18 protein-coding genes are annotated in these 18699 nt (G+C 39.2%); 1 reads left to right on the forward strand and 17 read right to left on the reverse strand.

Annotated features, from left to right (window positions below; translation table 11 throughout):
* Positions 1-30: 30 nt before the first annotated feature.
* Together ACH0B5_RS00595 and secG are read right to left on the reverse strand one after the other, a co-directional pair.
* Positions 31-777: an alpha/beta hydrolase gene (locus ACH0B5_RS00595; protein ID WP_122970798.1), complete on the reverse strand. Its 747-nt coding sequence runs from the start codon at positions 775-777 to the stop codon at positions 31-33.
* Positions 778-940: 163 nt separating this feature from the next.
* The gene (secG, locus tag ACH0B5_RS00600) at positions 941-1168 is read right to left on the reverse strand and encodes a preprotein translocase subunit SecG (protein ID WP_122970799.1); all 228 of its coding nucleotides are present in this window, start codon (positions 1166-1168) and stop codon (positions 941-943) included.
* Between the two features lie 352 nt (positions 1169-1520).
* Between secG and ACH0B5_RS00605 the strand changes: the two genes are divergently transcribed.
* Positions 1521-2477, forward strand: a complete 957-nt coding sequence (locus ACH0B5_RS00605) for a bile acid:sodium symporter family protein (RefSeq protein WP_341362591.1) — start codon at positions 1521-1523, stop codon at positions 2475-2477.
* 42 nt (positions 2478-2519) lie between these two features.
* On the opposite strand, the gene ACH0B5_RS00610 is transcribed toward ACH0B5_RS00605, so the two are convergent.
* The 15 genes from ACH0B5_RS00610 to gap all read right to left on the reverse strand — a co-directional run bounded on the left by ACH0B5_RS00610 (position 2520) and on the right by gap (position 18663).
* Entirely contained in the window at positions 2520-2873 is a 354-nt protein-coding gene (locus ACH0B5_RS00610) for a DMT family transporter (protein ID WP_406927261.1), read from the reverse strand.
* The gene (locus ACH0B5_RS00615) at positions 2870-3460 is read right to left on the reverse strand and encodes a DMT family transporter (protein ID WP_406927262.1); all 591 of its coding nucleotides are present in this window, start codon (positions 3458-3460) and stop codon (positions 2870-2872) included. Before ACH0B5_RS00615 ends, ACH0B5_RS00610 begins: the two co-directional genes overlap by 4 nt.
* Before the next feature lie 294 nt (positions 3461-3754).
* Entirely contained in the window at positions 3755-5293 is a 1539-nt protein-coding gene (locus ACH0B5_RS00620; protein ID WP_406927263.1) for an acyl-CoA carboxylase subunit beta, read from the reverse strand.
* A 27-nt stretch (positions 5294-5320) separates the two neighbouring features.
* Complete coding sequence (locus ACH0B5_RS00625; protein ID WP_406927264.1) at positions 5321-6100, reverse strand: enoyl-CoA hydratase; 780 nt, start codon at positions 6098-6100, stop codon at positions 5321-5323.
* Positions 6101-6104: 4 nt separating this feature from the next.
* Complete coding sequence (locus tag ACH0B5_RS00630) at positions 6105-7010, reverse strand: hydroxymethylglutaryl-CoA lyase (protein ID WP_406927265.1); 906 nt, start codon at positions 7008-7010, stop codon at positions 6105-6107.
* Positions 7011-7022: 12 nt separating this feature from the next.
* The gene (locus tag ACH0B5_RS00635) at positions 7023-7235 is read right to left on the reverse strand and encodes an acetyl-CoA carboxylase biotin carboxyl carrier protein subunit (RefSeq protein ID WP_406927266.1); all 213 of its coding nucleotides are present in this window, start codon (positions 7233-7235) and stop codon (positions 7023-7025) included.
* 63 nt (positions 7236-7298) lie between these two features.
* Positions 7299-8660, reverse strand: a complete 1362-nt coding sequence (locus ACH0B5_RS00640) for an acetyl-CoA carboxylase biotin carboxylase subunit (protein WP_406927267.1) — start codon at positions 8658-8660, stop codon at positions 7299-7301.
* Between the two features lie 15 nt (positions 8661-8675).
* Positions 8676-10310 (reverse strand): AMP-binding protein, encoded by a 1635-nt coding sequence (locus tag ACH0B5_RS00645; protein ID WP_122970807.1) that lies wholly within the window; start codon positions 10308-10310, stop codon positions 8676-8678.
* A gap of 33 nt (positions 10311-10343) precedes the next feature.
* A complete protein-coding gene (locus ACH0B5_RS00650; RefSeq protein WP_341362597.1) occupies positions 10344-11486 on the reverse strand; it encodes an acyl-CoA dehydrogenase in 1143 nt (380 codons plus the stop codon).
* A 66-nt stretch (positions 11487-11552) separates the two neighbouring features.
* Positions 11553-12194, reverse strand: coding sequence for a TetR/AcrR family transcriptional regulator (locus tag ACH0B5_RS00655; RefSeq protein ID WP_341362598.1), 642 nt, complete (start codon positions 12192-12194; stop codon positions 11553-11555).
* 307 nt (positions 12195-12501) lie between these two features.
* The gene (gene eno, locus ACH0B5_RS00660) at positions 12502-13794 is read right to left on the reverse strand and encodes a phosphopyruvate hydratase (protein ID WP_122970810.1); all 1293 of its coding nucleotides are present in this window, start codon (positions 13792-13794) and stop codon (positions 12502-12504) included.
* A 64-nt stretch (positions 13795-13858) separates the two neighbouring features.
* Positions 13859-15397, reverse strand: a complete 1539-nt coding sequence (gene gpmI, locus ACH0B5_RS00665) for a 2,3-bisphosphoglycerate-independent phosphoglycerate mutase (protein WP_341362599.1) — start codon at positions 15395-15397, stop codon at positions 13859-13861.
* On the reverse strand, positions 15390-16151 hold the full coding sequence (tpiA, locus tag ACH0B5_RS00670) for a triose-phosphate isomerase (RefSeq protein ID WP_406927268.1): 762 nt from the start codon (positions 16149-16151) through the stop codon (positions 15390-15392). The genes gpmI and tpiA overlap by 8 nt, the downstream gene beginning before the upstream one ends.
* A gap of 61 nt (positions 16152-16212) precedes the next feature.
* On the reverse strand, positions 16213-17397 hold the full coding sequence (locus ACH0B5_RS00675; RefSeq protein WP_406927269.1) for a phosphoglycerate kinase: 1185 nt from the start codon (positions 17395-17397) through the stop codon (positions 16213-16215).
* A gap of 267 nt (positions 17398-17664) precedes the next feature.
* Positions 17665-18663 carry a type I glyceraldehyde-3-phosphate dehydrogenase gene (gene gap / locus ACH0B5_RS00680; protein WP_122970814.1) on the reverse strand — a complete coding sequence of 333 codons (999 nt, stop codon included), beginning with the start codon at positions 18661-18663 and terminating at the stop codon, positions 17665-17667.
* Positions 18664-18699: the final 36 nt, after the last annotated feature.

Consider the following 18699-nt stretch of genomic DNA (forward strand, 5'->3'; position numbering starts at 1 on the left):
GCAATACTAAATACAATGCTGGGTTTACGGTTAGTCTTCCCAATCCAGTGATTGTAAAAATTCATAAACCGTTTCGTGTAGCAACGCTTTTTCTTTATCTAATGTAATAACGTGCCCTGAATGCTCAAACCATTTGATTTCTTTTCTTAAGGATTCCACTTCATCATAAATAATATGAGCAGAATTCGGGTCAATAATTTCATCATTTTTTGATTGTACGACGAGAATCGGTGCATAAACCATATCTAACTCAGATCGAACACTTTCGACAAGTTGTTTTAGTTCCGATAACGACGGCATTCCCTGTTGACGAATCGATTCTACTTCCTGTTCGATGACTGCTTCGTCTTTTCCTTCAAAACGTTTAAAGTCGCCAGCATATTTTAAAACGCCATCAAACATTTTTTCCGTTGTTCTCATGACCATTGGCGAACACATCGTTACAATTCCCTTCACAGGTGTTGATAAACTTAATTTTAATGAAAAGACGCCACCTAATGATAAACCGACGACAGCGATTTTTTCGTAGCCTGCCTCTTTTAATGTGTTATATCCTTTTACAACATCTTGCCACCAATCCTCTGGCGATGTTTCGATTAACTGTTCAGGTGGTACGCCGTGACCTTTATAATGGGGAGCATGGCTTGTATAACCTTTCTTTTCTAAAAACCTTCCGAGCATCCGAACGTCTGAAGAACTGCCTGTAAAACCGTGTAATAATAGTACGGCCCGTTCCCCTGCTTTAAAGAAAAATGGTTTTATTTCAGCATTACGCATATGAAATCCTCCAAAAAATAGTTACGTATACATATTCTGCACATCTCATATTATAAATTAAAACGCCTAACCATGCTCGGTTAGGCGTTGGATAATGTAAATTAAATTCATTTATTTCTAATAGGATTGGCGAAAATTTCACCATTTAATCATGTACAATCGATTAAATTTTCACAATCACTAAAGCTAAAATGAAAAACAATACGGCAAGAACAATCGTTATTCTATGTAAAATTAAATCCATTCCTCTTGCTTTTTGTTTACCGAAAAGTTGCTCAGCTCCACCCGAGATGGCACCTGATAAGCCTGTACTTTTACCTGATTGTAGTAATACGATCACGATTAAAGCAACGCTTACGATAATCAATAATGTTAGTAACAAAGTATGCATAACTCCACCTCCTGAAATAGAAACTTCACAACATAGTCAGTATAGCAAAATTCCACTAAAGATACAATATTCAGACGGAAAATGGTTGGTATAATTTAGTATTCAATAGAAATCTTTCAAAACGGTGTTAGTTTTAATTTGAATGTAAATCTATGAAATTAGGATGATGCCGCCTTTATTCATATTAAGAAAACGCTTTACTGATTTCTATCATTTTTTCTCTTTTATTCTACATTTTTATACTTTTTTTCTCACTTAACGACGATTATTCTTATTTTTCAGAATTTTATTGTAATTACGAAAATATTCTTTTAGAATGATACCCATTCAATAGAAAAGGGGTAACACGAATATGAACGCTTTACAAAAAATTGGGAAATTTGCCGGAAATACTTTTGCCCTTTGGGTTTTAGTAGCTGCCGGATTAGCCCTTTGGATGCCAAATAATTTTACATGGCTTGGTAATTATATAACGCCATTACTCGGCATTGTCATGTTTGGGATGGGGATGACGTTAAAAGTTGAAGATTTTAAACTCATTATGAAGGAACCAAAAGGGGTATTAATTGGGATTGTGTCCCAGTTCGTTATTATGCCATCCTTAGCTTTTGCTTTAGCCAAACTATTCCAACTACAACCGGAAGTTGCCGTTGGAGTCATTTTAGTCGGTTGTTGTCCTGGAGGTACATCTTCCAACGTTATGACGTTCTTATCGAAAGGAAATACGGCCTTATCTGTTACGATTACTTCCTTTACAACATTATTAGCACCATTAGTCACACCTGCTTTAATTTATTTACTCGCTAGTGAATGGTTACCGGTATCATTCTCAGCTATGTTTATGTCGGTTGTACAAGTTGTCTTAATTCCGATTATTTTAGGGATTATTGCTCAATTCGTCTTTAAACCACTTGTGGCAAAAAGTGTAGACATTTTACCGACTGTTTCGGTTATTGCGATTGTATTAATTGTTGCTGCTGTCGTAAGTGGTAGCCGCGACAAAATTTTAGAAACGGGGCTACTTATTTTCGCAGTAGTCATTCTCCATAACGGGCTTGGTTATTTATTTGGCTATTTAATTGGCAAACTATTCAAAATGAAATACGAAGACAAAAAAGCGATTTCCATCGAAGTGGGAATGCAAAATTCCGGTTTAGGCGCCCAATTAGCTATGGCCCACTTTAATCCGGTTTCTGCCGTACCGAGTGCCATCTTTAGTTTCTGGCACAACATTTCCGGACCAATTTTAGCCACTTATTGGAGTTCAAGGGCTTCGAAAATGGCGAAGGAAGAAGAAAAAACAAATTAAATCAACACAAAGAAAGGGTGGAAATCATCTCCACCCTTTTTGTTATGACGATGATGTGGCCTTTTCACTAAAAGTTTCGGCGACGTTCTGTTGTTTTCTTTTTTTCAACCATTCTTCTACCCCACCAGTGCCAATTAAAACACCGATCACAATAAGGAAACATCCGATAATTTGAGAAACGTGAATTTCTTCCCCTAAAATAAGGACAGATGCGATTAAAGCGAAAATCGTACTTAAATTATTAAAAATGGCCGTTTCGGCAGTACCGATTCGTTTAATCATCGAATTAAATAAACTATGCCCTACTGCTGTCGCAAAAATAGCAGAAAATAAAAAGATTCCCCATAATGTCATATCGATCTCGGCAAAACGAATAAATCCTTTCGGTGTCGTCAACACACTAAACAAAATGAGAAAAGGGAGCCAAACGTTAACATATAAGCCGTTACAACGAGCGGTGGTATCGTTAACGTAATCCGACGAATGATGAAAAAACTAAAAGCTTGAACAATAATCGAAGCTAATACATAAAAATCACCTGCAACCAGATTCGTAACAGCTGACATGTCATCGACAACCGCAACCATTATCCCGATAAACCCGATCACAAATCCAATGAAACGTAACACCGTTAGTGAAGTCGACCTTGTCGCTACAGCAATAATCGCGGTAATTAACGGTGCTAAACCTAATATAAGCGAGGACTTGATGGCAGTCGTTTCGAATAATCCGGTCGCTAGTAATGAATGGTGGGCAATGACCCCTAGTAAACTCACTAATAAAAGGAACTTCCATGGCATTTCTTTATAAATCATTTTCTTTTTCATTACGAGTAAAATAAGAAACAGTGTTACTCCAGCAATGAAAATACGTGTTCCTTGCATAACCAACGGAGGGATTTCTACAAGGAGCAATTTTAAAAGGGATACATTAATCCCCCAAAGAAACATCGTTAACACCATAATTGAATAAACTTTAAGCACAGTACTCCCCCTTTTGAATAGAGGTTTCCCTCTTTTGCCAATCTAGGTTTCGGTTGCTAAACCTCCACCTACCTTTAACTTGAATTCTATTATAATACTCGCCTTTTAAATAGCAAGATAAAAAATAAATGGGATGAGGGATAATACTCCTTCGAAGCCTCTTTATCAACCCTATCCAGATTATAATATACTACGGTTATTTGAACTGAAATTTGTGGAAAAATCAGAAAAATTAGGAATAAAAAAGGCTGTTAGCAGAAAGTATGACAACTTTCTGAAACAGCTCTTTTACATTTATACTGGGCTTACTCCGTGTTTGCGCTCGGAGAACAGTAAATATTTTGACATATAAGCTTGTAATCTTGTTGTTAACGCTTCTCGTAATTGGTTCGGTTCAATGACATCATCAATAATTAATTCGGAAGCAAGACGATAGACATCGATTTCTTCTTTATATTCATCTCGTTTTTCTTGAATAAAGGCCGCTTGTTCTTCCTTCGGTAATTGGGCAATTTTGTTCGCGTATACAGCATTAACAGCTGCCTCTGGTCCCATGACAGCAATTTGAGCTGTCGTTAGGGCGATACAGCAATCCGGTTCAAATGCTGGACCTGCCATTGCATAAAGCCCTGCACCATATGCTTTCCGTACAATGACCGTCATTTTCGGTACGGTCGCCTCACTCATGGCAAAAATCATTTTAGCCCCGTGGCGAATGATGCCCGCTTTTTCAACTTGTGTACCAATCATAAAGCCTGGTACATCCGCTAAAAAGACGAGTGGAATATGGAAGGCATCACATAAATTAATAAATTTCGCTGCTTTATCGGCTGAATCGTGGAATAAAACGCCACCTTTTACGCGAGGCTGGTTCGCAATAATACCAACAACTTGCCCATCCATTCGAGCTAGACCAGTAATGATTTCCGCCGCGAATAATTTCTTTACTTCACAAAACGAACCTTCGTCAATAATGCGATCGATGACATCGTACATATTAAAAGGAACATTTTGATTTTCCGGGATAATATCTGCGATTGATTTTTCAAAATTAGCCGGACGCTTCGGTTCTGCCACTGCTGTTTTTTCCCGATAATTGTTTGGGAAGTAGCTTAAATAGTTACGAGCATAGTCGATTGCTTCTTGCTCCGTTTTCGCTAACACATCCCCACAACCGGAAATGGAACAGTGCATTTTTGCGCCGCCCATCGTTTCTAAGTCGACTTTCTCTCCGATAACCATTTCCGCCATACGAGGGGACCCTAAATACATCGATGCATTTCCTTCGACCATGACGACAATATCACAAAAGGCTGGGATGTACGCCCCACCAGCAGCTGAAGGACCGAATAATAAGCAAATTTGCGGGATTTTCCCGGATAATTTTACTTGATTATAAAAAATGCGCCCAGCTCCTCTTCTTCCAGGGAACATTTCAATTTGATCGGTAATCCGTGCCCCTGCTGAATCGACTAAATAAATAAGGGGACAGGCTAACTTTTCAGCCGTTTCTTGAATACGAATAATTTTTTCGACTGTTCGTTTTCCCCAAGAACCTGCTTTTACCGTTGAGTCATTTGCCATGACACAAACGGTACGCCCGAGGATTTTCCCAATACCTGTTACAACTCCATCGGCTGGTAAATCCCCTGCCATACAGTTCGCAAAGGCGCCGTCTTCCACTTGTAAATCATCATCAAACAATAATCTCAATCGATCTCGAACAAATAATTTTCCTTGTTCTGCATTTTTTTCATGATATTTTTGTTGACCACCTTGGTGAATTGTCTCTTTTAATTGGCCATGTCTATTTTCGATAATAATATCACTCATATCCGTTCCCCCTTATTTGTTGCTCGGTTATTTTCCAGAATATTGTGGTTGACGTTTTTCTTGGAACGCCAATAATCCTTCTAATCGATCTTCTGTATGGAGTAATCGATCATAGGCTAAAGATTCAATTTGTAATCCGGTCATTAAATCGACTTCCAGCCCTTTATTAATCGCTGTTTTTGCTTGAATGAGTGAAAGAGGAGCATTTTTCCCCATCTCTAAAGCAAGATGTATCGCTTTATCCATTAATTGTTCGTGCTCTACCACATGCTCCACTAACCCGATTTCGTAAGCTTCCTTCGCATCGATTCTTCTAGCTGTATAAATGAGTTCCTTTGCTTTTCCAATTCCGATTAAACGAGGTAAACGTTGAGTTCCCCCTGCTCCAGGAATAATGCCGAGGGATGTTTCCGTTAAGCCCATTTTCACGTGGCTTGCCGCAATGCGCAGATCACAAGCTAAAGCTAATTCCAAACCGCCACCGAAGGCAACGCCATTTAACACAGCAATGACTGGTTGGGGTAATGCTTCCACTTGGTTCACCGTACTGCCAATTGAGGACACGACTTCTTTTACTTGGTGCTCATTCATCCCTTTTCGCTCTTTTAAATCTGCACCCGCGCAAAATGCTTTCTCTCCATCCCCGGTTAATAACACGACACGAATTTGAGGGTTGTAATGAATTTCATGTAACGTCTCCTGTAATTCTGTAAGTAATTGAACGGACATCGCATTGGCCGCTTCTTTTCGATTTAACGTAATAATTCCAATGCCATGTTCAATCGTTTTGAATTGAACGAGCGTCATCTGCTTACCCCCTTTCCTTTCTAGCAATCTCCATTTGTTTTGATACTAGATTTCTTCCTATTTTTTGTTCGATGAAAAATCCGGCATTTATAATTGATTCCATTTGTACCCCTGTTTCGATGCCCATTTCTGAAAGTAAATAAAGCACATCTTCTGTCGCCACATTTCCCGTTGCTCCCTTTGCATATGGGCATCCACCAAGTCCACCGACAGAACTATCAAAGGTCGTGATCCCCATTTCAAGGGATTTCACAATGTTGGCAATGGCCGTTCCCCGCGTATCATGGAAATGCATCGCAAAGAGGCTTGGAGAGTAATGGTTGAATAAAAGAGTTAATAATTGTTCCACTTGTGTTGGGACCGCAACACCAATCGTATCCCCTAAGGAAACTTCCGTTACCCCCATTTCTAAAAGGGCCTCCACGACTCTTAACACTTTTTCCGGTGCAATCGGCCCTTCAAAAGGACAACCGATAACCGTCGATACATAACCTCGAACGGTTAAATTTGCTTTTTTCGCTTCTTCCACGACTTCCTTTAACACGGGAAATGTCGCATCGATCGTTTTATTAATATTGCTTTGATTATGACTTTCACTTGCTGACATAAAGACACTTGCCTCATCAATCCCTACTTCAAGGGCACGCATGAGCCCTTGGATATTCGGAATAAGGGCTGCGTATGTAACGTCCTTTTGACGTTTAATCGACTTTAGCACTTCCCCAGCATCTGCCAGTTGGGGAATCCATTTTGGATGGACGAAGGATGAGACTTCAATATAGTTCAATCCCGATTGACTTAACTGATCAATCCATTGAATTTTATCCTTCGTTTCAATTAAACCTTTTTCATTTTGTAACCCATCCCTAGGCCCTACTTCTTTAAGAACGACGTTTTGAGGAAGGTTCATCTGTAAACCTCCTTATTCCAGTTCTAAAATATCATCGTCGACATTAATAAAATCGCCTTCATGGGCAAGAATTTTTTTCACTTTCCCGTCTACTTCAGCTGTAATCGGAATTTCCATTTTCATCGATTCTAAAATGGCCACATCTTGCCCTGCTTTTACTTCTTCCCCTTCCGTCACGATGATTTTCCAAACCGTACCTGCCATACTTGCTTTTACTGTTGTCATAAATAATCCCTCCAAATTTTTCATATCAAGGCTTCTAAGTTTTCCTAGAAGCCTCTCCCATTTTTAATTCTTTACATTCTGTATTTGCGGTAAATAATAATCGTTTACAAAACTTGTCGTCGTCATTCCATCAATAAACGGTTGCTGGCAAACGACTTCTAACAACATTGGAATATTCGTTTCAATCCCTATCACTTTATACTGTTGCAATGCATCCGTTAGTCGCCTTACCGTGATATCTCTCGTCTCGCCCCAGACAACTAACTTCCCAATCATCGGATCATAGAAAGGTGTAACGACTGCCCCTGATTCAACCGCCATTTCATGACGAATGCCTTCCCCTTCCGGAAGTTGCAATTCCGTAATCGTTCCCGGCGATGGGAAGAACGTTTTCGGATTTTCCGCATAAATACGTACTTCAATAGCATGACCGTGTTGTTTAATAGATTCCCGCGAAAAGGATAATGGCTTGTTATTTGCAACATGAATTTGCCATTCGACTAAATCTAGTTTTGTAATTTCTTCTGTTACCGGGTGTTCCACTTGTAATCTCGTATTCATTTCTAAGAAATAGAAGTTTTCGTCTCCATCGACTAAAAACTCAATCGTTCCTGCATTTGTATAGCCGATATGTTTTGCCGCCTGTACTGCCGCGTCCAACATTTTCCCCCTCGTTGCTACAGAGATAAATGGGGATGGCGCCTCTTCAACAACCTTTTGATTGCGTCGTTGTACAGAACATTCCCGCTCAAAAAGGGGCACTACATTGCCATGGCTATCGGCGATAATTTGAACTTCCACATGGTGAGGATTTTCAATCAGTTTTTCGATATACATCGTGCCGTCTCCGAAAAATGATTCCGCCCTTTTTTTATTTCCTTCAAAGGCTTTTTCCAATTCCTCTTCCCGATCGATTCGTTGCATCCCGATGCCGCCACCACCAGCAGAAGCCTTCAACATAATCGGAAATCCAATTTTATTTGCAATCTCCTTCGCTTCTTCGATGTTTTCTAACGGCACATCGATTCCTTCGATAATTGGAACCCCTGCCTTTTGCATCGTTTTCCGCGCTTCCAATTTACTGCCCATCGAAGCAATCACTTCAGCCTTCGGACCAATAAAGCGAATGCCTTCCTCTTCACAACGTTTTGCAAATTGGGCGTTTTCTGATAACAAGCCATATCCAGGATGAATCGCATCAGCCTTCGTTTCCTTTGCCACTTCTATGATTTTTTCGATATTTAAATAGCTTAAAGCAACAGGCGGTTTCCCAATTTCAAAAGCTTCATCTGCTTCTTTCACATGAAGGGCGTTGGCATCTGCTTCTGAATAAACGGCAACTGTTTGAATGTTCATCTTTTGACACGTTCGAATAATTCTTCGTGCAATTTCACCACGATTGGCAATTAAAATTTTCGAAATCATTCGCTTCACCTCTCATTATTTAACAAGTTCAGTAAACTGCTCTCTTAGCTTATATTTTTGTATTTTTCCGGAAGCTGTCATTGGATAGCTATCGATAAAGAGAATGTATTTCGGAATTTTATGTTTGGAAATTTTATTATGACAATAATCCCGAATCTCTTCTTCCGTCGCTGTTTCACCTGGACGTAAAATAATGAAGGCAGCTGCTTCTTCACCATATTTTTCATCTGGAACCCCGACCACTTGCACGTCTAAAATTTTTGGCAATGTATAAAGAAACTCTTCAATTTCCCGCGGATAAATATTTTCTCCACCACGAATAATCATGTCCTTTAGACGACCGGTAATACGGACGTAACCATTTTCATCCATTGTGGCAATATCCCCTGTATGCAACCAATTATCGGCATCGATTGCTTCCTCCGTTGCATCCGGATTGTTATAGTATCCTTTCATTACATGGTAGCCGCGAGTACAAAGCTCGCCTTGTGTATTCGGAGGCACTTCTTCATTCGTAATCGGATCTACAATTTTCACTTCAACATTTGGCAATGCTCGACCGACCGTTTCCACTTTTAAGTCAAATGGATCATCTGCCCTCGTTTGGGTAATCACAGGTGAAGATTCCGTTTGACCGTAGCAGATTGTGACATCCTTCATGCCCATTTTTTGAATAACCGCTTTCATCACTTCGACTGGGCAATTGGAGCCTGCCATTACCCCTGTACGTAACGATGACAGGTCATAATCCGAAAAATTCGGTAAATTCAATTCACTAATGAACATCGTTGGTACACCATGCAGTGCAGTACATTTTTCCTTTTCCACCGTTTGTAAAACAACTTCTGGATTGTACTCTTGTACAGGTACCATTGTTCCACCACAACTAACAATGGCTAATGTTCCAATAACACAACCGAAACAATGGAAGAAAGGTACTGGAATACATAGACGGTCTTCATTCGTTAATTTCATACATTCGGCAATGTTCACGGCATTATTAATTAAATTCGAGTGGGTTAACATAACCCCCTTTGGAAAACCAGTTGTTCCGGAAGTGTACTGAATATTAATGACATCCTCATAATGGAGGCTTGCTTTTCGCTCTGCTAGCTGCTCATCCGAAATAAGCGATGCGGCATTTAAAATGTCTGACCAATTGTAAACACCATCGTAGGAATGATCCCCTAATACAATGACATTTTTTAATTTCGGTAACCGTTTTGATTCCAGTTCCCCTGGTTTACAATGGGCTAGTTCCGGACATAGTTCATAAATCGTATCAATGAAACGATGATCTTTTAGTTGTTCGATTAAAATGAGGGTTGTCGAATCCGATTGTTTTAGCAAATACTCCAGTTCCGTCGAACGATAATTCGTATTCACTGTCACAAGGGGTGCCCCCATTTTCCCTGTTCCAAACTGAAGGCTTACCCATTCCGGTGTATTTGTTGTCCAAACGGCGATATGTTCCCCTTTTTCAATGCCTAATGCCATTAAGCCTTTTGCCACTTGATCACAAAGGGCGTCCAACTCTTTATACGTTAATCGTAAATCCCGGTCAGCATAAACAAGTGCTTCATCATTCGGATAGAGCCGTGCTTTTTCTTCTAACAACTGACCAATCGTTTGATAAACTAAATCTGCCATTAAACTCCTCCTCATCGTTCCTTATTTCATATGCTAGCAACCTATTAATCTTGAAATGACAAGACGTTGAATTTCGGACGTTCCTTCCCCAATTTCCATTAGTTTAATATCCCGTAAATGACGTTCCACATCATATTCTTTCATATAGCCATATCCACCATGGATTTGAATCGCTTGATTACAAACTCTAAAGCCCATTTCAGAGGCAAATAATTTCGCCATTGCCGCTTCTTTGCCGAAAGGTTTTTTATTATCTTTTAACCAAGCTGCTTTGTAAACTAAATTCCGCGCTAATTCAATTTCCATCGCCATATCTGCTAATTTAAATTGGATCGCTTGGAATTTTGAAATGGATGTTCCAAATTGCTGTCTTTCCTTTGCGTATTGCAATGCCTTTTCGTAGGCAGCTTGAGCAATCCCAACGGATAATGCCGCAATGGAAATACGACCACCGTCCAACGTGCTTAAAAACTGACTAAATCCTCGTTTTTCGTCACCTAACACATTTTCCTTCGGTACCCGTACATTTTCGAGTACAATTTCACATGTGTTGGAAGCACGAACCCCCATTTTGTCATAGTTACAATTAATTTTGACACCTGGTGTTTCTGTCGGAACAATAATGGACGTAATAATTTTCTTGCCGTCTTCTCTTTCTCCCGTAACCGCTGTAACAATGACTTGTCGAGCGTATCCAGCATTCGTAATCCAACATTTTTCGCCGTTAATGACGTATTCGTCGCCTTCCAACACCGCTTTTGTTCTAGTTCCTCCTGCGTCCGATCCAGCATTTGGCTCCGTTAAACCAAAGGATCCTAACGTTTTCCCTTGCGCCATCGGTACTAGCCATTCTTGTTTTTGTTCCTCTGTTCCAAAGTAGTAAATTGGTGAAGCACCTAAACTAATGGCAGCAGCATAACTTAATCCTGTCCCACCACATGCTTTTCCGATTTCTTCAACCGCAATCGCATAGGAAATTGTATCTCCACCAGAACCGCCATATTCCTCAGGAAACGGAATACCTAATAAGCCGAGCTCTCCCATTTTTTTAAAGCTTTCTACACGGAAAGAAGATGTTTCGTCTAATTTTCGTGCGTACGGTGCAATTTCCTTTTCTGCAAATTCCCGTACCATGTCTCGTATCATTAATTGTTCTTTTGTTAATTCAAAATTCATCCTTTTCTCCCCCTAATACCGACTAGTCGGTTTCAGCATTATAAAAAAATAGACCGACTAGTTGGTTTATTTATTTGATACCCCTGTTGCCATGTTCAACTCGTTTAACTTACGTGCTTCTTGAAATCCTTGTTCCGTTGCTAACGAATGGAAGATTAAATCTTTAAAGATGTCTGTAATTTGTTCCATCGTTAACGGACCATCGGATTTATACCATTTGTACGTCCAGTTAATCATCCCGATAATGGACAATGCTGCGATGTTCGTTGGAATTTCCCTTCGAAAGTCACCGCCTTCTTGCCCCTCTTTGATAACGCTTTCAATTATTTTGCGATAACGGTCGCGTTTGTCATTAATAACCGTTTTATACACATCTTGTAAATAAGCACTTTCCTCGTAAAAAACCGTTATATACGGTTTATACAGATCAAATACTTTTACGAAAGATTGCAATATACCGCTTAACCGGGTGATTGGAGTGGCATTTAGATTATATGATTCCTGTGCCTTTTCAATGACATAGGAAATAAAGACATCATGAATTTCATAAAGTAATTCATCCTTTGATTTAAAATTGTGGTAAAACCCTCCCTTTGAAGTACCAGCTTGTTCCACAATTTGATCTACAGTAACGCCATGGTACCCCTTCTCTTGAAATAACAATAATGAACTTTCCAATATTCGTTGCTTCAATGGTTTCTTATGCATTTGAAATCTACCCTTCTTATCGTTTTACCACTCCACATTCCCCTCACAATCGCATTATTTTTCTCTAATATGTTTATATTCTCTACATTATGAAAATATGACAAAAAACTAAAAAATATTTTTTAATTTTTATAAAGGTAGAAAGATAATAGAAAACAGTTGGCGAAAAACGTTGAATGACGAAGGTTTAAGCGGATTTTTGAAGGTTTAGGCAATGAAGTGATAGATAAAATAGTAGGAATAAAACTATAAAATTCTTTGAACGATAAAAAAATGCTGGCGTCTTTAAAAGACACCAGCATGTTCATTATTTTAAGTTGTAGAAAGATTTTAATCCAAGGAATTGAGCTGTTACACCAAGTTGGTCTTCAATACGAAGAAGTTGGTTGTATTTCGCTACACGGTCTGTACGGGACGGAGCACCTGTTTTAATTTGACCTGCATTTGTTGCAACGGCAATATCTGCAATTGTAGCGTCTTCTGATTCACCAGAGCGGTGAGAAATAACTGCTGTATAACCAGCGCGTTTTGCCATTTCAATCGCATCAAATGTTTCTGTTAACGTACCGATTTGGTTTACTTTAATAAGGATAGAATTTCCTACTCCTTGTTCAATACCTTGAGCTAATTTTTTTGTATTTGTAACAAATAAATCGTCCCCAACTAGTTGAACACGGTTGCCGATACGTTCTGTTAATAATTTATGACCTTTCCAGTCATTTTCATCTAAACCATCTTCAATTGAAATGATTGGGTATTTAGAAGTTAACTCTTCATACCATTCCACCATTTCTTCAGATGTTTTCACAACACCTTCACCAGCTAAATGGTATTTCCCATCTTCTTTATTGAAAAGTTCAGAAGATGCTACGTCCATTGCTAAACGTACTTCTTCTCCTGGTTTGTAACCAGCTTTTTCAATTGCTTCTAAAATAACTGTAATTGCTTCTTCATTTGAACCTAAGTTTGGCGCAAATCCACCTTCGTCACCAACAGCTGTATTGTAACCTTTGTCTTTTAATACCGCTTTTAAGCTATGGAAAATTTCAGCACCGATTCGAAGGGCATGACGGAAACTTTCTGCACCTACAGGCATCACCATGAATTCTTGAATGTCCACATTGTTATCGGCATGGGCACCACCATTTAAAATGTTCATCATAGGTACTGGCAGTTGTTTTGCATTGACGCCGCCAAGGTATTGATATAAAGGAACATCTAAGTAGTCTGCAGCAGCGTGGGCAACCGCTAAAGATACACCAAGGATTGCGTTCGCACCTAATTTCCCTTTATTTTCAGTACCGTCAAGTTCGATTAAAGCTTTGTCGATCACAACTTGATCAAGAACAGAGTAATTACCTTCTAACTCTTCCGCGATAATTGTATTAACGTTTTCTACTGCTTTTAATACACCTTTACCAAGATAACGAGATTTGTCACCGTCGCGTAATTCAACTGCTTCATATTCTCCTGTGGAAGCACCAGATGGCACGATCGCACGACCAAAGGCACCTGATTCAGTAAATACTTCTACCTCAATTGTTGGGTTACCACGGGAATCTAAAACTTCTCGAGCATAAACTTGTGTAATAAATGGCATAATCAATTCTCCTCACTTAATCAATTTGATCTCGGCAAGAAACTTTGCCGGATAGTGTGACTGCTTACTGAATAAAGTCAAATAGTGGTTTACCTGTCATTTCTTGTGGTTGTTTGATACCTAACAATTTTAACATAGTTGGAGCTAGGTCGGCTAAAATGCCTCCATCTCTAATCACTATATTTTGTTTTGTGACAATAACCGGTACAGGATTTGTTGTATGGGCTGTCATCGGTTCTCCTTCAATCGTCACGACTTCATCGGAATTACCGTGGTCAGCCGTAATAATTGCCGCTCCACCTTTAGCTAGTATTGCGTCAACTACTTTTCCTAAACATTCATCCACTGCTTCAATTGCTTTAATCGTCGGTTCAAGCATACCGCTATGGCCGACCATATCTGGATTTGCATAGTTTAAAATAATCGCATCAAACTTATCTTCACGAATGGACTCTAATAAGGCATCTGTTACTTCATATGCACTCATTTCTGGTTTTAAATCATATGTAGCAACCTTAGGGGAGGCGATTAAAATTCTTTCCTCTCCTGGGAATTTTTCTTCCCTTCCCCCACTCATAAAAAATGTGACATGGGGATATTTTTCAGTTTCTGCAATACGAAGCTGCGTTAAACCTTCCCTTGCAATGACTTCACCGACAGTATTGACTAGATCTACATTTTCAAACGCTACATCTGCCTTTACATCGTGACTATAGTGGGTAAACGTAACGAATTTTAAATTTGTCGGATGTTTCTCAGATAATTTAAAGCCGATAAATTGATCGTTCGTAAACACTGTTGATAACTGAATTGCCCGGTCCGGTCTAAAATTGAAAAATACGACCGCATCGTTTGTATCAACTGTCGCAACCGGTTTCCCTTCTTCCGTAATGACAAAAGGAATAACAAACTCGTCTACGACATCACGGGAATAGGATGATTCCACACCGATTTTAGCCGATACGGCCGTTTGACCGATGCCATCTACTAATGCGTTATACGTTAATTGAACCCGTTCCCAACGTTTGTCTCTATCCATTGCATAATAGCGGCCATGAATAGAAGCAAATTTTCCGACACCAATTTCATTCATTTGCTTTTCTGTTTCTTCGATATAGTCAATGGCTGTAGTTGGTCCCACATCCCGGCCATCTAAGAAACCGTGAACGTACACTTCTTCTAAACCATTGGCCTTTGCTAATTTTAATAAAGCAAATAAATGCTCATAGTGACTATGAACACCACCATCAGAAAGAAGTCCCATTAAATGTAGTTTCGAATTATTCGCTTTTGCATGTTCGACCGCAGCTAAAAATTTTTCGTTTTTATAAAAGTCACCTTCACGGATTGATTTATGGATTCTCGTTAAACTTTGATATACGATTCGGCCCGCACCGATGTTTAAGTGACCTACTTCAGAATTTCCCATTTGACCATCCGGTAAACCGACAGCTTCCCCACTAGCTGTTAATGTTGAGTGGGGAAATTGGGACCAGTATCGATCAAAATTCGGTTTTTTACTTTGAGCGACCGCATTTCCGAAGGTCTCATCGCGAAATGCGAAACCGTCTAAAATAATTAATGCAACTGGTTGTTTAGGCATTGACTGCCGCCTCCAATAATTTTAAATAAGAATCTACTTTTAAGCTTGCTCCACCAACAAGGGCTCCATCGATATGTTCCTTCGATAATAATTCATCAATGTTTTCTGGTTTTACACTACCACCATATTGAATGCGAATACTTTCCGCAGCTTCTTGGCCGTATAACCCTTCAACGACTTCACGAATTTTACCGCAAACATGATTCGCATCATCTGCTGTTGCAGTTTTCCCTGTGCCAATTGCCCAAATTGGTTCATAGGCAATGACCATATGTTTTACTTCTTCAGGAGTAAAGCCTTCAAGGGCAGCGGTAACTTGTATCGAAACTTTCTCTTCTGTTTGACCAGACTCTCGCTCTTCCAATGTTTCTCCGCAACAAATAATCGGTACAATCCCGTTGATTAATGCTGCTCGAACTTTTTTATTTACCGCTTCATCCGTTTCGTTGAAATACTCACGACGTTCGGAATGCCCTAAGATGACGTAGTCTACATTAATGGATGCTAGTTGGGAAGGACTAATTTCCCCTGTAAAAGCACCTTCATTTTCAAAATGCATGTTTTGGGCACCGATTGCTAAATCCGTTTCCGTTGCTACATCAACTAACGTTGGTAAATAAAGAGCTGGAGCACAAATTACTGCATCTACTTTGTCTTCAGAAGGAACTTGTTCACGTACTGCCTCTGCGAATTCCACTGCCTCATCAAAACTTTTATACATTTTCCAGTTCCCTGCGATGATCGGTTTGCGCATGAAAATGCCTCCTTAAATTTCCGCTCTGGCGACTACTTTTAATGTACCGCCATAAGCATTTTTATTTATCGTTTAATGCTACGATTCCTGGAAGTTGTTTCCCTTCCATTAACTCAAGTGAAGCGCCGCCACCAGTTGAAATATGATCCATTTGATCGGCTACTTCGAATTTTTCTACCGCAGCTGCAGAATCGCCACCACCAATAATTGTGTAGCCTTCTGTTTCAGACATTGCTTGTGCTACTGTTTTTGTACCATTTGCAAATTTGTCCATTTCAAACACACCCATAGGACCATTCCAAATGATTAGCTTAGATTGTTTAATAATTTCTGCATAACGTTCTGCTGTTTTCGGACCAATATCCAGACCCATCCAGTCTTCTGGAATGTCTTCGATCGAAACAACTTTCGTTTGGGCATCTTTTGAAAATTCATTCGCTACAACAGTATCAATTGGCATATGAAGTTGTACACCTTTTTCTTTTGCCTTTGCGATGAATCCTTGGGCTAACTCAATTTTATCTTCTTCCAATAAGGATTTACCGATGGAATATCCTTGAGCTTTTGTAAATGTGAAAGAAAGTCCTCCACCGATAATTAAATGGTCTACTTTATCTAATAGATTTTCAATAACCCCGATTTTGTCCTTAACCTTTGCGCCACCGATAATGGCAGTAAACGGTCTTTCAGGATTCGATAAAGCCTTCCCTAATACATCTAATTCTTTTTCCATTAATAAGCCAGATACTGCAGGAATGTATTTCGCAATTCCTTCTGTTGATGCATGGGCACGGTGGGCAGCGCCAAAGGCATCATTGACATAAATGTCAGCTAATTTAGCGAAGGATTTAGATAATTCTTCATCATTTTTCTCTTCACCTTTATGGAAACGAACGTTTTCTAATAGGACGATATCGCCTTCTTTCATGTTTCCAACCGTTGTTTCTACTTCTTCCCCAATGGACTCGTCTAATTTAATAACCGGTTGTCCAATTAGTTTCGATAAATGGTGTCCAACTGCTGTTAGGCGTAACTCTTCTTTCACTTCACCCTTTGGTCTGCCTAAATGGGAAGCTAAAATAACTTTTGCTCCTGAATTTACTAATTGTTGGATCGTTGGGATTGCCGCGCGTATACGTGTATCATCTGTAATTTCGCCATTCTCCATCGGAACGTTGAAATCCACACGTACAAATACTCGTTTTCCCTTTACTTCTACATCATTCATTGTCTTCTTTAAAAACATGGAAGAAGCCTCCTTCAAATCAATCGAGAATCGATTTCCTATGGTATTTAAAACTGCTTTTTATAAGTAAGATAAACAATATATCCTTTACCTTACGACGTGAAATGTACGTCTAACCTTCGAAAAAAAAGCGATGGGTAGTTTACTCCATCGCTTTTTACCCCCCATTATTATAAATGGTAATAATTATAAAGGCTATACTTTTTATATACTACAAGGCAAATATGCCACATATTTTTAAAAAGTATGACACATTAAACCTATTCTTTATTGTTGTGTAATGTATTTAGATAAATCTAATAGTCGATTAGAATATCCAATTTCATTGTCGTACCATGCAAGTACTTTAATCATATTATTATCTAATACCATAGTAGATAATCCATCCACAGTTGAAGAATGACGGTTACCGTTGTAGTCGATTGAAACTAAAGGTAATTCGTTATAGTCAAGAATACCTTTTAGCTCACCGCTTGCTGCTTCTTTTAACGCATTATTAACATCTTCTGGTGTTACAGTTGTATTTAACTCAGCCACTAGGTCCACACAAGATACGTTAGGTGTTGGTACACGCATAGAGAAACCATCTAATTTCCCTTTTAATTGCGGTAAAACTTTCGCAACCGCTACGGCAGCACCAGTAGTTGTTGGAATCATTGATACAGCACCTGCACGGGCACGTCTTGGGTCACTATGTGGGAAGTCTAAAATACGTTGGTCATTTGTATAAGAGTGAATTGTTGTCATCAAGCCGCGTTTAATGCCGAATTTTTCATCCAATACTTTCGCAACAGGTGATAAACAGTTTGTTGTACAAGATGCATTGGAAATGACATTTTGACTTGGATCATATTCCGTATGGTTAACGCCCATTACATAAGTTGGCATGTCGCCTTTTGCAGGAGCAGATAAAATCGCTTTTTTCGCACCAGCTTGCACGTGTAATGAAACTTCTTCCATTGAACGGAATCTACCAGTAGATTCAATTACTACATCGATATCTAGCTCACCCCATGGTAAATTCGCAGGGTCTTTTTCAGAAAGAACTTTTACTCTTTTACCATCGACGATGAACGCATTATCTTCTGATTGTACTTCTCCGTTATATATACCGTGAACTGAGTCAAATTTTAAAAGATGAGCCAGTTGATGAGCATCTGATAAGTCATTTACAGCAACAACTTCAAATTCATTCGATTGAATTGCCTCACGAAAAACTAATCTACCAATACGTCCAAACCCGTTAATTGCAATTCTGATTGCCATATCAAATTCCTCCAAATAAAAAATTTATTTATAATA

This window comes from Ureibacillus sp. 179-F W5.1 NHS (genome assembly GCF_045369345.1).
In the GTDB taxonomy this organism is placed as follows: Bacteria; Bacillota; Bacilli; order Bacillales_A; family Planococcaceae; genus Ureibacillus; species Ureibacillus halotolerans.